12 protein-coding genes are annotated in these 13,989 nt (G+C 31.1%); 8 read left to right on the forward strand and 4 right to left on the reverse strand.

From position 1 onward, the window contains the following. The first annotated feature begins 289 nt into the window (after window positions 1-289). Window positions 290-1,282 carry an OmpA family protein gene (locus B4E59_RS12600; RefSeq protein ID WP_291053300.1) on the forward strand — a complete coding sequence of 331 codons (993 nt, stop codon included), beginning with the start codon at window positions 290-292 and terminating at the stop codon, window positions 1,280-1,282. Window positions 1,283-1,503: 221 nt separating this feature from the next. Here B4E59_RS12600 and B4E59_RS12605 read toward each other — a convergent pair whose 3' ends face one another. Both B4E59_RS12605 and B4E59_RS12610 read right to left on the reverse strand, forming a co-directional pair. After that, complete coding sequence (locus B4E59_RS12605) at window positions 1,504-3,699, reverse strand: B12-binding domain-containing radical SAM protein (RefSeq protein WP_291053303.1); 2,196 nt, start codon at window positions 3,697-3,699, stop codon at window positions 1,504-1,506. Between the two features lie 59 nt (window positions 3,700-3,758). Further along, a complete protein-coding gene (locus B4E59_RS12610) occupies window positions 3,759-4,709 on the reverse strand; it encodes a M20/M25/M40 family metallo-hydrolase (protein WP_291053306.1) in 951 nt (316 codons plus the stop codon). A 176-nt stretch (window positions 4,710-4,885) separates the two neighbouring features. On the opposite strand from B4E59_RS12610, the gene B4E59_RS12615 reads away from it, so the two are divergent. From B4E59_RS12615 to B4E59_RS12635, 5 genes are all read left to right on the forward strand, one after another. Further along, window positions 4,886-5,494, forward strand: coding sequence for an RNA polymerase sigma factor (locus B4E59_RS12615; RefSeq protein WP_291053309.1), 609 nt, complete (start codon window positions 4,886-4,888; stop codon window positions 5,492-5,494). Further along, window positions 5,487-6,314 carry a hypothetical protein gene (locus B4E59_RS12620; protein WP_291053312.1) on the forward strand — a complete coding sequence of 276 codons (828 nt, stop codon included), beginning with the start codon at window positions 5,487-5,489 and terminating at the stop codon, window positions 6,312-6,314. Before B4E59_RS12615 ends, B4E59_RS12620 begins: the two co-directional genes overlap by 8 nt. Before the next feature lie 22 nt (window positions 6,315-6,336). Then, entirely contained in the window at window positions 6,337-7,146 is an 810-nt protein-coding gene (locus B4E59_RS12625; RefSeq protein ID WP_038330640.1) for a DUF4097 family beta strand repeat-containing protein, read from the forward strand. Beyond that, entirely contained in the window at window positions 7,143-7,868 is a 726-nt protein-coding gene (locus B4E59_RS12630) for a hypothetical protein (protein ID WP_291053315.1), read from the forward strand. Before B4E59_RS12625 ends, B4E59_RS12630 begins: the two co-directional genes overlap by 4 nt. Before the next feature lie 96 nt (window positions 7,869-7,964). Further along, window positions 7,965-8,429 carry an OsmC family protein gene (locus B4E59_RS12635; protein ID WP_291046614.1) on the forward strand — a complete coding sequence of 155 codons (465 nt, stop codon included), beginning with the start codon at window positions 7,965-7,967 and terminating at the stop codon, window positions 8,427-8,429. Window positions 8,430-8,470: 41 nt separating this feature from the next. On the opposite strand, the gene uvrA is transcribed toward B4E59_RS12635, so the two are convergent. Both uvrA and B4E59_RS12645 read right to left on the reverse strand, forming a co-directional pair. Continuing rightward, entirely contained in the window at window positions 8,471-11,272 is a 2,802-nt protein-coding gene (gene uvrA / locus B4E59_RS12640) for an excinuclease ABC subunit UvrA (protein WP_291053318.1), read from the reverse strand. A 151-nt stretch (window positions 11,273-11,423) separates the two neighbouring features. Further along, on the reverse strand, window positions 11,424-11,762 hold the full coding sequence (locus B4E59_RS12645) for a hypothetical protein (RefSeq protein ID WP_038331633.1): 339 nt from the start codon (window positions 11,760-11,762) through the stop codon (window positions 11,424-11,426). 158 nt (window positions 11,763-11,920) lie between these two features. Here B4E59_RS12645 and B4E59_RS12650 point away from each other — a divergent pair, with 158 nt between their 5' ends. Then, entirely contained in the window at window positions 11,921-12,895 is a 975-nt protein-coding gene (locus tag B4E59_RS12650; protein ID WP_291046605.1) for a bile acid:sodium symporter family protein, read from the forward strand. After that, entirely contained in the window at window positions 12,876-13,967 is a 1,092-nt protein-coding gene (locus tag B4E59_RS12655) for a DUF3810 family protein (protein WP_291053322.1), read from the forward strand. The genes B4E59_RS12650 and B4E59_RS12655 overlap by 20 nt, the downstream gene beginning before the upstream one ends. Window positions 13,968-13,989 lie beyond the last annotated feature (22 nt).

Below are 13,989 nucleotides of genomic sequence, written 5' to 3' on the forward strand. Positions count from 1 at the left end.
CATATGAAAGAAAATAATTAAAATAGATAAGGAACTAATAAAAAAGTGACATGAAATAAAAGGAATACCTATGCCATACTAGCGCTCCACCTTTTAATTCCAATTTTTTTTTTGGATGAGCTTCCCCGAAGGGCATATGAATTCAATATTCGTAAAATAAAAAAGAGGATGACTTTTAATAAAGATCTAAATAAAAGATTAAAAAAATTACGCAAATAAATAACTGTATGATAATAATTTATAGTATTTTTATCTCAAATAATACTATAAAATTAATATTTGAACAGCGATGAATAAACTATTTATTGTAGCGATTGCAGCTACTTTGATTGTTTCTTGTAACAACAAAACAGAAGAAAAGAAAACGGATAATGTTATAGTAGATACTAATCAAAAACAAGAAAATACGGTTGCTAATAATGGATTTGACATCAGCAAAATTCCATTTTCAACAGCTGATATTGGAGATTTTCCTTTCATAAATCTTCCGCAAGGTTTAAAAGAAATGAACAAACCTTTGGTAAAACAATTTGACATATGTTTTTTTCCTATTAACGGTGTTATGACACCTTTTGAAGGAAAGTTGTATAAAACTTTTGTTTCACCTAAACAAGGAGAAGAATTTTCGCAAAATTTCTTTGAAAAAAGTATGGCTGATTATTTACAATCTATCGGGGCTGTTAAAGTGTTTGATGGTGAAATAACCAAAGAAGAATATGAGCGTTACAATAAACAAGATCCGAATAAAGGAGGCGAAGGTGATATGGGATACGCTGGACAAAATATGAAGTTTTGGGTATTACGTACAAAAGATAAAGGAAATGTATATATACAATACCTTTCTAACAATGCTGGTGCTTCGCTTAATGTACTACAAGAAACAGACTTTAAGCAAACTATCACCAAAGTAATGGCAGACGAAATTGCTGAGGATTTGACTAAGAATGGAAAATCTATTTTATATATTAATTTTGATGTTGATCAAGCAAAAATCACGCAAGAAGGTGATGAGATTGTAACTGAAATTGCAAATGCCTTAAAGAAAGATAACGCATTAAAAATATCAATTGAAGGGCATACTGATAATTCTGGCGACGCTAAGCATAACAAAAAACTATCTAATGATCGTGCAAATGCTGTAATGCAAAAACTAATTGCTTTAGGTATTGATAAAACACGTTTATCTGCTATAGGATACGGAGCTGAAAAACCATTGGTAGCAAATGATACAGAAGAAAATAAAGCTAAAAATAGACGTGTAGAGTTGGTTAAAGTAAAGTAAAATCTATATATGTTTTAATTTTATTAAACATGAAAAATATTGATACTAATCCGTAGTACATTATTAAAAAAAGTTGCTCCAAACATTATAGAAACTAAAGAACTAGATTCTGTACCAAAGAATGTTTAATTCTGATGATTCTTTAAAATCATTTAATCAAAAATGATACAAATTCATATCTACCAAAAAAAACCTTGAATAATTCAAGGTTTTTTTTATGTTTATACAATCAGTAAAACTGTTTCTTTTAATTTTTCTGCTTGTTTTGAATAAATAAAAATCTCAAAATCAGTTTGTATTTTTTCTTCAAAACTTTGTTTCATTTGTTGATAAGAAACTGCTTTTGGACTTTCTTTCAAGTATTGAACAAAATCAACCAACCATTCGCTAATCTCTTTGTCTACAACAATTTCAAGATAATCTTGTTTGGTATGAAATTGTAAAACAGCATTATCAAAAGTTTTTCCTTTTTTGGTTTTCGTTACAAATTCTATTTGTGGCTTACCTCCTAACCAAACCACTTTTTGCGTTGGTTTATACGTTACAAAAGTTTCATTATTCAAAACTGTTTCGATATAATTTGGTTGAATTGAGGTTCTCGGAACTTTAAAATCAAACCATTCATTCAGTGATAATTCAAAACCAACACCATGCATATAGTTAAACAATGATTTCTTTAATCCATACGAGAACTGATCATGAATTAAACCTGATTTTTCCTCGTGAATCATATCATTATTCGCAAAAGTTCCTAATTCAGTACTATGGTTAATTACTTCATATTTTTCTGGGTTCAACCCAACTGGGCTATGCGCTGTCATCGCAAATTGATGCCAAAATCCTGATTGAAGAATTCCTAATTCGAACATTTGACGCACCATTTCCAAACTATCAATCGTTTCTTGCTTTGTTTGTGTCGGAAAACCATACATCAAATATGCATGTACCATAATTCCAGCTTCGGTAAAATTTCGATTTACAACCGCAACTTGCTCCACTGTTACACCTTTATCAATCAATTTCAACAATCGATCCGAAGCGACTTCTAAACCTCCAGAAACCGCAATACAACCCGAAGCTTTCAACAATCGACACAAATCATATGTAAAACTTTTCTCGAATCTTATATTTGTCCACCATGTTACGGTCAATTTTCTTCGAAGAATTTCTAACGCAACTTCTCGCATTAATGCTGGTGGAGCAGCTTCGTCCACAAAATGGAAACCTGTATTTTGAGTTGTTTCAATCAACTCTTCCATTCGGTCAACAATTTGTTTTGCAGCAATTGGTTCATAAATTTTGATATAATCTAACGAAATATCGCAAAACGTACATTTCCCCCAATAACAACCATGCGCCATTGTCAGCTTATTCCAACGCCCATCACTCCACAAACGATGCATTGGATTAACCACTTCGATGACAGAAATATATTGATCTAATTTGATATCCGTATAATCTGGTGTTCCCACTTCGCTAAATTTATAATCGCGAACAGTTTGATTATTGATATAAGAAACTTGATTATTTTGAAGTGTAAAAGTTCTTTTTAACTCTGAAACTTCAACTTCATTGTTGATATATTTTAACAATTGCTCAGTTGGTGCTTCACCATCATCTAATGTAATAAAATCGAAGAACTCAAATACTCGTGAATCGCTTAAAGAGCGCAATTCTGTATTTGGAAAACCTCCACCCATGTCCACAACAATTTCAGGATAATTTGCTTTAATATATTGCGCACAACGGAAAGCCGAATATAAATTTCCTGGAAAAGGAACCGAAAAACCAATCATTTTTGGAATCGTTTTCTGAATTAATTTCTCTAATTCCGAAAGTGTAATTTTATCAATATAAGTTGGGTCTTTCTGTAATTCTTGATACAATTCATCAAAAGAATTTGCCGATCTTCCTAAACGTTCAGCATAACGAGAAAAACCAAAATTTTCATCAACAGCCTCAATGATTAAATCCGATAAATCTTCTAAATATAGCGTTGCCAAATGCTTCGCTTTATCTTGAAAAGACATCGAACCAAAAGCCCATTCCAAATCTTCAACTTCTGCAAAACGAGAAGCTTCTGGTAAATATCCATCTTGAATAATTGAATCAGCTAAGGTCGAATTTTTTCCTTGTAAAAATCGGATAACAGGATCAATAGTTGCGATATATTCGTCGCTTAACATCACCATTCTTTTACTATTATCACCTAATTCAATCTCTTGATTTTGAATAAATTCAAATAAATTAATTAAACCTTTTCTTGAAAATAATTGTAAGATAACATCTAAACCTAAATCAGCTTGAAAAGTTGAATATGAAAGTGTGTTTAGAAATCCTTTTAAATAAACTGTTCCAGGATATGGTGTATTTAATTGCGTAAAAGGTGGTGTGATTAATAAAAGATCCGTTTTCAATCGTTGAAATTTGTTGCAAAAATACGGATTGAAAAAAAATAATTTTAGATTTTCATCAATTATTTTTCAGTTTTATCAGTGCTTCTAAACGGCATCGTTTCAATTTTGAAACTTCCTTCAATCACAGCTTTTTCGAGATTAAGAATTCCTTTCAACGATTCATAATCTACTTTATCTGCATCGTCAGTTGGTTTATGATAATCGTCGTGACCGCCTGTATGGAAAAATAAAACTGGAATATCTTTCTCATAAAACGAAGTTTGATCCGAACCGCCTCTACCTTCATAACCTGTATAAAATTTAACAAAATCAGTCGGATTAATTTCATTAAAAATTATTTCGAAAGTTGGAGAAGTTCCATAACCTATAATTGAAACGCCAGATTCTTTGTTCAAACGACCAATCATATCCATGTTTAACATCCAATGCACTTTCGATAAATCATACGTTGGATGTTTCACAAAATAACGTGACCCTACCAAACCTAATTCCTCTGCACCAAAAGCAATGAATAGAAAATTAACAGGTTCTGTCACTTTATTTTTACTGTAAAATCTTGCCAATTCTAACAAACCAGCAACGCCAGAAACGTTATCATCAGCACCATTGTGAATCATTCCATAACTATCTTTCGCCAAAGAACTTCCTTGCTTTCCTTCTCCCAAATGGTCGTAATGTGCACCAATCACAATCGTTTTCTCCGCTTTATTATCTAAAAAAGCAATCACATTTTTTGCAGAACGAATACTGTCAACAACTTTTACTTTTTTTACCTTCGCCTCAAATCCTTGAAAATATCCATCTTCTCCTAAAGGTTGAAGTTTATATTTTTTGAATTCTTTTGCAATATATTTTGCAGCTTTCAAATTTTCTTCACTTCCAGTTCCTCTTCCTTTCATTTTGTCATCAGCCAAAAAATAAACGTGTTTTTTAAGATTTTTGACTTCAATTTCTTGCGCAAAAGACTTGGCTCCTACAACCAAAGATAAGATGATAACTATTTTTTTCATATTCAATTTCGACTAACTCTGTGTCTAACAAAAATAGAAAAATAATCAAGAATATAGATGAATAGGATAATTTTAGAAATTTAATTTTACTTATTATCACTGAAAATCAGGGTGAATAATTCAATAATTGTTAAATTTCAAAAACTTTTTTAAAAATTGATGCAACATTCAAAAACTTGCTGCGTCTATACAATAGAAACAACAATGAAACCTTGAAAATTTTGGAGAAAGAAAATTTTTCAATAAATGATAAACAACTATTAGATTGGTGCGAATCTGGTGTAGAGGCTGGCTATACTCAGCTCTATCATCGCTATTCGAAATCAGTTTACAATTCTGTTTATCGTTTGGTCACAGAAGTTTCTGATGCGGAAGATTTAACACAAGAAATTTTTATTTCACTTTTCTCTGATATTCAAAAGTTGAAAAACATCGAAAATTTAGGTGCTTGGTTCAGTAGGGTTGCGATTAATAAATCAATTTCACATTTACGAAAAAACAAAGTTTATTTTTCTGATGTTGATGGAGCAAATATTATTGATGACAGCGAAGAAAGCATGGAAGAAAAACAAATGTTGGATGGTAAAATTGAAGAATTGCAACAAGCAATTGAAGAATTACCAACGGATACAAGAACAATTGTGAATCTATTTCTGTTCGAAGACATGCCGCAAGAAGACATTGCTCAACTTTTGGGATTGAGCCACAACACGGTGAGAAGTAAATATCATCGTGCAAAAAAGAAAATTTACGAAACCTTACAACAAACCGTTTGCAATGAATGATTCTTTAAAAAAACATATCGAAAAAAACAGAGAAGCCTTTGAAAACAAAGAACCTTCTGCAGAATTATGGAAAAGAATTCAGGCTGAGATTCCTAAACAGGAAGAAAAAACTTTGGTAATTGAACAGCCTAAGAAATGGAGAATTCAAAATTGGAGTATTGCTGCTTCTGCGCTTGTTTTATTGAGTGTTGGTGGATATTTTTTATTAAAAAATGATCAAGTAAATTCACCAAAAACAATTGAAATTGTAAAAGAAAAGCAGGTTAAAAAAGTAGAAGAAATTCAACCAGAAATTGTTCATCCAACTGAAATTAAAACTGAACAAAATAAAAAAGAAATTCAGTTTGTAACAATTCAGAAAGAGAAAAAAGTTGAAAAAATTGTTCAACCAAAAGAAGAACTAATTGGTATAGATGAAGCACTTAAAAATGAAATTTTAAGTTCATTAAATGATCAAGAATCAACAAGTAATCGTATTGATGCAATTGCAAAAATAACTGATTTACCAAGTATTGATCACAATTTGAAAGAGAGTTTATACCACTTAGCTTTAAATGACAACAATACAATTGTGCGACTAAATGCACTCGAAGCGCTTGCTTCAAAATTACCTAAATCGGACGTTTCAAAAGAGTTAACAGACATTTTTATGAAACAAGATGATCCGATGGTACAAATGGAATTAATAGGAATGATTGCGCATATCAATAACGATCAAATCGGTTTGAAATTAACAAATAAATTACAAGAAATGGTGTTGGATCCTACAACAAAACCGTTTGTGAAAGACGAAGCGTACGCGGTTCTTTTTAGAAAATAATAATTAACAAAAAAATCAAAAAATGATAAGAAAAATATTTTTGGTAGCTGCATCTTTTATGATGATGTCTACGTACACTTTTGCACAAAATGAATCGAAAAGTGCGAATGAAGATAATTCGAAAACGTACAAATTAGCTGTAAGTAAAGGAAAAATGAACCTTGATCTTGGACGAGTAACAGTAGAAGGTTACAACGGAAACGAAATTGTTTTTTCTACAAAAACAAGATCGCGAGATAATGACGAAAGAGCAAAAGGATTGCGCTCGATCAACTCATTAGGACTTGAGGACAACACTGATTTAGGAATAAATGTTGTAGAAAAAAATGGTATAATCGAGGTAAAACAACTACAACAAATGACACCTCCAAATATCAAAATTTTAGTTCCAAAAGGTGTAACAATTTCATTTAATCATCAATCTCAATTTGGAAGTACCATTACATTCAAAAATATCGAAAACGAAGTTGAAGCAACTGCAAGTTACAACAATGTAGTGTTAGAAAATGTAACAGGACCTGCAACAATCAACACGATTTATGGTTCTATCGATGCTAAATTTAGTCAAAATGTAAAAGGTCCTTTGTCGCTTGTATCTATCTATGGTCACGTGGATGCTTCAATTCCGAAATCATCTAAAGCAAATGTAAAATTAACAACTTCGTTTGGTGATATTTTGATTGCACCTGAATTATCGTTAAAATTAGAAACAGTTGATAAATCATCTGAAATGATAAAAATTAACAATCAAGCAACAGGAACATTAAATGGCGGAGGAACAAGTTTCCTTTTCAGATCAGATTATAGTAAAATATATTTGAGAGCGTTATGAGAACAGTAATTTTATCTTTAGCAGTGGGCTTATTGGCAAATTTATCAATCGCTCAAACAAAAATTCAGAAGAATTTTTCAGTTGAAAAAGGTCAAGAATTAACATTAAAATTTGATTATCCACAAATCGTTAAAATCACAACATGGAAACAAAACGAAGTGAGTATCTCTGGAAATGTTAATATCAATAATGGTAAAAATGACTTGAATTTCAACTTAACTGAAAGCAAAAACAGTCAAGGAAAAACCATCGAAGGTAAAGTTGTAAAACTAGAAGATATTCCACATCAGGTGACAGCGACTTTTGGTAATGAGAAAAAACAATTTCAAACCAAAGAGGACTATCAAAAATATATTGATGCAAATGACATTAAATCCTCTTCGGTTTCTACAGGTGTACAAATGGATATTACATTGGAAATCAAAGTTCCTGAACATATGAAAACGACTATCGAATCAACGTATGGAACAATTGAAGTTATCAATTTTGATGCACCGATTATTGCACAATCAACATATGGAAGTGTAGATGCAACAATGAATGCAAAACAAATTGGAGAAATAAAAGTGGAAACTTTTTTTGGGAAGATGTACACGAATCTAGATTTTGGAATCAAAACTATAAAATCAGATAATTTTCATTCTGTAATTGCAGCAAACGTAGGTAAACAGCCATTGCAAGAATTTTCTTCGAAATATGGAAATGTCTATTTAAGAAAGTAAATAGTAGATAAATTATAACATTTTTTGAAAACACAATTGAGGATTCTCAGTTGTGTTTTTCTTTTAGAAAAGATTATTTTTGATAAAAATTAAGCCTTGAATCATTTATTTAAAGTTGCCCTAAATTGGATTAAGAAAGAGCCTCAAACAGATTCTTCAACCAGAATTTATACAAAAAGTCATCACATTTCGATTGAAGGAAAACCTGATTTAGAAGTTTCTGCTGCGAAAACTTTCAAAGGTGATCCAAACTTATACAATCCCGAAGATTTGCTTTTGAGTAGTTTGACCTCTTGTCACATGATGTCGTATTTATATTGTTGTACACAACATAAAATCGAAGTAATTTCTTACCAAGATCATTCGGAGGCCACATTGCAAGTGAATCCTGATGGAAGTGGAAAAATTATAAAAGTAGATTTATTTCCTGAAATCATTATTTCTAATTCATCACAAATCGAGTTGGCGCTTTCACTTCATAAAAAAGCAAACGAATTGTGTTTTATTGCGAATTCGTGCAATTTCCCTGTTTATCATCACCCAAAATGTAACGCAAAATAAAACCGAACTAAACTCGGTTTTAATAATTTATTTTATTTCTGTTATAATTTCTCTTTTAAGAATTGAGCTGTGTAGGACTCTTTTACTTTGACAATCTCTTCTGGCGTACCTTCGGCAACCAAATAACCGCCTTTCTTCCCTCCTTCTGGACCAAGATCAATCACCCAATCGGCAACTTTGATAATATCCATATTATGTTCGATTACAAAAACCGAATGTCCCAAATCAATCAAAGCACGTAATGCTTTAATCAACTTCTGAATATCATGGAAATGCAGACCTGTAGAAGGCTCATCAAAAATAAACAAGGTTTTATTTGTCGTTTCTCCTTTCGTCAAGAAAAAAGCCAGCTTCACACGTTGTGCCTCTCCACCAGAAAGCGTATTCGACGATTGCCCAAGTTTTACATAACCCAAACCAACATCTTGTAATGGTTTCAGCTTTTCGACAATTTTATTTTGTTGATGCGTTGCAAAAAAGTCAATTGCTTCATCAATTGTTAGATTTAAAATATCTGAAATCGATTTTCCTTCGAATTTAACTTCTAAGATTTCTTTCTTGAAACGTTCGCCATGGCAATCTTCACAAACCAGCTCTACATCAGCCATAAACTGCATTTCGATGGTAATTGTCCCTTCTCCTTTACATGCATCACAACGTCCGCCATCTACATTAAACGAAAAATGTTTTGGTTGAAATCCCATCACTTTACTTGCTTTCTGATTGGCAAATAAATTTCGGATATCATCGTAAGCTTTTACATACGTCACAGGATTAGAACGCGAAGATTTCCCGATTGGATTTTGATCGATTAACTCAATTCCTTCCAATTGTTTCAGATCTCCAACTAACTCATCAAAATCACCGATTTTATTTCCAAAAATCTCGAAATGACGCTGAACAGCTGGTGCTAAAATATCTTTCATTAAGGTAGATTTCCCTGAACCCGAAACACCTGTAATAACGGTTAATTGGTTCAGAGGAAATTTAACATCAATATTTTTTAGATTATTTTCTCTTGCTCCAATAATTTTCAAATAATTAGGAGATTTTAGACGTTTTTTAGGAACTTCAATTTCTAATTTTCCGTTCAAATATTTAGATGTTAATGTATCACCTTTTAATAATTCATCATAGGTTCCTTCAAAAACTACTTCACCTCCATTTGTTCCTGCTTCTGGACCAATATCGATGATATAATCAGCAGCTTTCATGATATCTTCATCATGCTCTACCACAATCACTGTATTGCCTAAATCGCGTAAACGATGTAAAATCGTAATAAATTTAGCTGTATCACGCGAATGTAAACCAATCGAAGGCTCGTCTAACACATACATCGAACCAACCAAACTACTTCCCAAAGAAGTTGCTAAATTGATACGTTGCGATTCTCCTCCAGACAACGTATTCGAAGCACGATTTAGCGTTAAATATTCTAAACCAACATCTAACAAAAACGTTAAACGCGACTTAATTTCGTATATAATTCGACCCGCAATTTGCTGATCATATTCGTTAAATGTAATACTTGTAAAGAAATCATTCAACTCATTCAAAGGTAAATCAACCAAATCATTAATCGATTTATCCGCAATTTTCACGTAATTCGTTTCCTTACGCAAACGCTTTCCTTTACAAGTTGGACAAGTTGTTTTACCACGATAACGAGACAACATTACACGATATTGAATTTTGTATGTATTCTCCTCAACCATTTTGAAAAAACCGTCTAATCCTTCCCAGTCGTTATCTCCGTGCCACAAATAGTCTTTTTGCTCTTCGGATAACTCAAAATATGGTTTATGAATTGGAAAATCTACTTTTTGAGAAAGTTTGATAAAATGATTTTTCCACTCGCCCATTTTCTCACCTTTCCAAGCTACAACTGCATCTTCGTAGATTGACAACGATTTATTTGGAACGACAAGATTCTCCTCAACTCCAATTACTTTCCCGTAACCTTCGCAAGTTGGACAAGCTCCATAAGGATTATTGAAACTAAAGAAATGAATAGTTGGTTCATTAAAAATCAAACCATCTGATTCAAATTTATTTGAGAAATATTTTACCGTATTATCTTCTACATTTACAATCGCTATTTCTCCTTTTCCTTCGAAAAAAGCCGTCTCGATAGAATCTGCCAAACGATGATAAAAAGATTCTTCGTCCTCTGTTGGCAAAGCGATACGATCAATGACAAGATGAATATCATTTTCGGGTTGAGGTTCAAAATTAAATGAAATTAAATCTTCAATTTTCACTTGATTTCCATCGACACTCAAACGTGTAAACCCTTGCTGTTGAAGAATATTCAAATGTTCTGCAAACGAACGCTCTTCTGGCACAACCAATTTTATTTGAAGAATAAATTTAGTTTCAGCCACAAAAGTTTTTAGATAATCAATTACATCTGTCACCGAATCTTTTTGAACTAATTCTCCCGTAATCGGTGAATATGTTTTCCCAATTCGTGCGTACAACAACTTTAGATAATCGTAAACTTCTGTCGTTGTTCCAACTGTAGAACGCGGATTCGTAGAATTTACTTTTTGTTGAATCGCTATTGCAGGCGCTATTCCTTTGATATAATCAACTTGAGGTTTATCCAATTTTCCTAAAAACTGACGTGCATAAGACGATAAACTTTCGACATAACGACGCTGACCTTCCGCATACAACGTATCAAAAGCCAAAGTAGATTTCCCAGAACCAGACATCCCAGTAATCACGACTAATTTATTTTTTGGAATCGCTAAATCAATGTTTTTTAAGTTGTGCAATTTTGCACCTTTAATCAGAATAAATTCTTTCGGATCAAGTTGATTGATATCTTTTTTCATCGTGGCGCAAAGTTAAGTTATTTTAGAAAGTTAAACTTAATCGCAACAAAAATTAGTCATAAAATATAACGTATAAAAAAGAACAGATTTAGTTAAAATATAAAAGCGCATCAACATGTTGACGCGCTTTTTTCAATAAAAAAATAAAAATTTATTCCTGAAATAATAAATAATTTTCTTCGTTTAACTCTTGATATCCAACATCGTACACATAAAAAATTGTGCCATTTTTTGATTCATCTACATTTGTAATGTACTTAAAATCAAAGTTTCTCAAACTCAATTCGTTTTTATTTACCGAACGAGCTCCTTCTTCTAATAAAGTTTTTAAGATACGATTATTTTTTCTTAATCTGTTGTTAATATTTCGTACAATTTCTACTTTATCACGATTAAGATTATTATTATAAGAATTTCGACAAAAATCGTTACAAAACTTTTTGTCTTTTCGACCAAATAAAGTTTGGTTACATTGAAGACACGTATTCATAAGATAGATTTTAGGTTATTTAAATACAAATATAAAAAAAAGTTAATCAATTTACAAATACTTAACATTATACCCTTTTCTACTTTAAAACGAAAGTATTAAATATTTAGTAAATGTTTATCATCTTATTTATTATTTTTGTTTAAATTTTATTGATTTTGAAAATTCTAAATAAATTACCCGACCCTTTTATTCTGTTTTTATTCGTTGCCATTGTTGTCGCATATTTTTTCCCAGATATTAGTTTGTGGTCTTACAAGGATTTCAATCTGAATACAATAATTGATATTGGAGTTATCTTAGTATTCTTTTTTTATGGATTAAAACTTAATTGGAAAGAAGTTTTTAAAGATTTAGCAAATTGGAAAATGCATGTCTTGATTCAATCCATCACATTTATATTTTTTCCATTATTAGTCTTGTGTTTCTATCCTTTCATAAAAAATTACCCAATTTATTTTACTCTGTATGTCGCAATATTTTATTTAGCCGCGTTACCAAGTACAGTTTCTTCGTCAGTTGTAATGGTTTCTATTGCGAAAGGAAATATACCAAGTGCTATCTTTAACGCAAGTATTTCTGGACTAATAGGTATTGTTGTTACACCGCTTTGGATGAGTTTGTTTTTATCAAAAAGTAATGGTGAATTTGATTTATTAGGAACTTTTTTGGATTTAGTTCTTAAAATTATTTTACCTGTTTTTATCGGAGCTCTTCTTCAACCTTATTTAGGGTTCTTTTACAATAAATATAAAAAGCAATTCGGTAATTTAGATAAACTAACCATTGTACTTATTGTTTACAACAGTTTTAGTCATACTTTTTTGGATGGATTATTTATAAAATTAGGCGTTCTTCCGTTGTTGGCAGTTTTCATAATTGTAGTTGCGTTATTCTTTTTCTTTTTCAAACTTTCAAAATGGATTGGTAAGAAAATGAATTTTAATCGAGAAGATGATATCACAATTCAATTTTGTTCGACTAAAAAATCATTGGTTCATGGCTCGGTAATTGCAGCAGTTATTTTTACGGGAGATATCGGTATTTATTTGATTCCGGTTATGCTTTACCACACTTTTCAGTTAATTTATATCAGTTATATCGCTAATCAATATGCTAAAGAAGTTGAATAAAACTTATCGAAGTATCCTTATTTTTCTATTTCAAATTATTTTATTTTCGATACTATTTTCAATCGAAAGCGTTGATGATTTCATCGTCAATCATCTTACATTTCCAATTTCAGGATTTATTGCAAAAATTACGAATTCAGTTCATTTTCCTGTTGGAGAATTGTTTTATTTAATCATTGGAATAATCGGTTTTGTATTGATTTTTAAATTGATTCGAAGTTTTTTCAAATCGAAAGAAAAAGTTTCGCATTCAATTTATTGCATTATGATTTTTGTAAACTGTATCTATTTTATTTACACGTTTGCTTGGAGCGTGATGTACAAAAAACAAACATTAACTATTGACAAAGAAAAAATCGTTATTCAACCTAAAATTCTGAAAGAAATCTATTGCTACGAACTTGATAAAGCAATATCAGCAAGAAATTTAATCGAACACAATGATTCAACAACAACGATAAAATTCAAATCTAATTTAAAAGATTATAATCAAGAATTTTTTGCTTTACAACACCAAGTAAATAATGTAAAATGGTTAAAAAATTATCGATTATTAAAAGATACACAATACAAATTATCTTGGATTTCGGAAATGCAAAATTATATGGGTATTTTGGGATACTATAACCCTTTTACGGCAGAAGCAAATCTGAACAGATACAATACAAATTTGAAACAACCTGCAACACTTTTCCACGAATATGGACACCAAATGGGATTTGCATCAGAAAGTGAAGCTAATTTTTTAGCTTATTATTTAGGTACAAAATCTAGAAATCCTGAAATTAATTATTCGTTTTATTACAAAAGTATTTACACACTGTTAGGCGCTATTTACAAATCTGATCCGTATTTTGTGAAAATGGAATTGGATAATATGCATTCTAAAATAAAGCAAGACAGAAAAGCCGAATTAAAACATTATTTGAAATATGAAGGCGCTACGAGCGATACTTTTTCTGAATTAAATAATCAGTTTTTGAAGGCAAATAATCAAGAAGGAACGATAAGTTATAGCAAATATGTCGAATTGATTTACTTGTTGTATCAAACAAAAAAAGCAACGAATTAATCGTTGCTTTTCTATTATTGTT

It is taken from the genome of Empedobacter sp. UBA2044, from assembly GCF_002333005.1.
GTDB classification, from domain to species: Bacteria; Bacteroidota; Bacteroidia; order Flavobacteriales; family Weeksellaceae; genus Empedobacter; species Empedobacter falsenii_B.

What these genes read in the sequence shown, in the direction of transcription:
- B4E59_RS12600 (WP_291053300.1), top strand. Translation starts at nt 290, where the DNA reads ATGAATAAACTATTTATTGTAGCGATTGCAGCTACTTTGATTGTTTCT.
- B4E59_RS12610 (WP_291053306.1), bottom strand. Translation starts at nt 4,709, where the DNA reads ATGAAAAAAATAGTTATCATCTTATCTTTGGTTGTAGGAGCCAAGTCT.
- B4E59_RS12620 (WP_291053312.1), top strand. Translation starts at nt 5,487, where the DNA reads ATGAATGATTCTTTAAAAAAACATATCGAAAAAAACAGAGAAGCCTTT.
- B4E59_RS12625 (WP_038330640.1), top strand. Translation starts at nt 6,337, where the DNA reads ATGATAAGAAAAATATTTTTGGTAGCTGCATCTTTTATGATGATGTCT.
- B4E59_RS12630 (WP_291053315.1), top strand. Translation starts at nt 7,143, where the DNA reads ATGAGAACAGTAATTTTATCTTTAGCAGTGGGCTTATTGGCAAATTTA.
- uvrA (WP_291053318.1), bottom strand. Translation starts at nt 11,272, where the DNA reads ATGAAAAAAGATATCAATCAACTTGATCCGAAAGAATTTATTCTGATT.
- B4E59_RS12645 (WP_038331633.1), bottom strand. Translation starts at nt 11,762, where the DNA reads ATGAATACGTGTCTTCAATGTAACCAAACTTTATTTGGTCGAAAAGAC.
- B4E59_RS12655 (WP_291053322.1), top strand. Translation starts at nt 12,876, where the DNA reads ATGCTAAAGAAGTTGAATAAAACTTATCGAAGTATCCTTATTTTTCTA.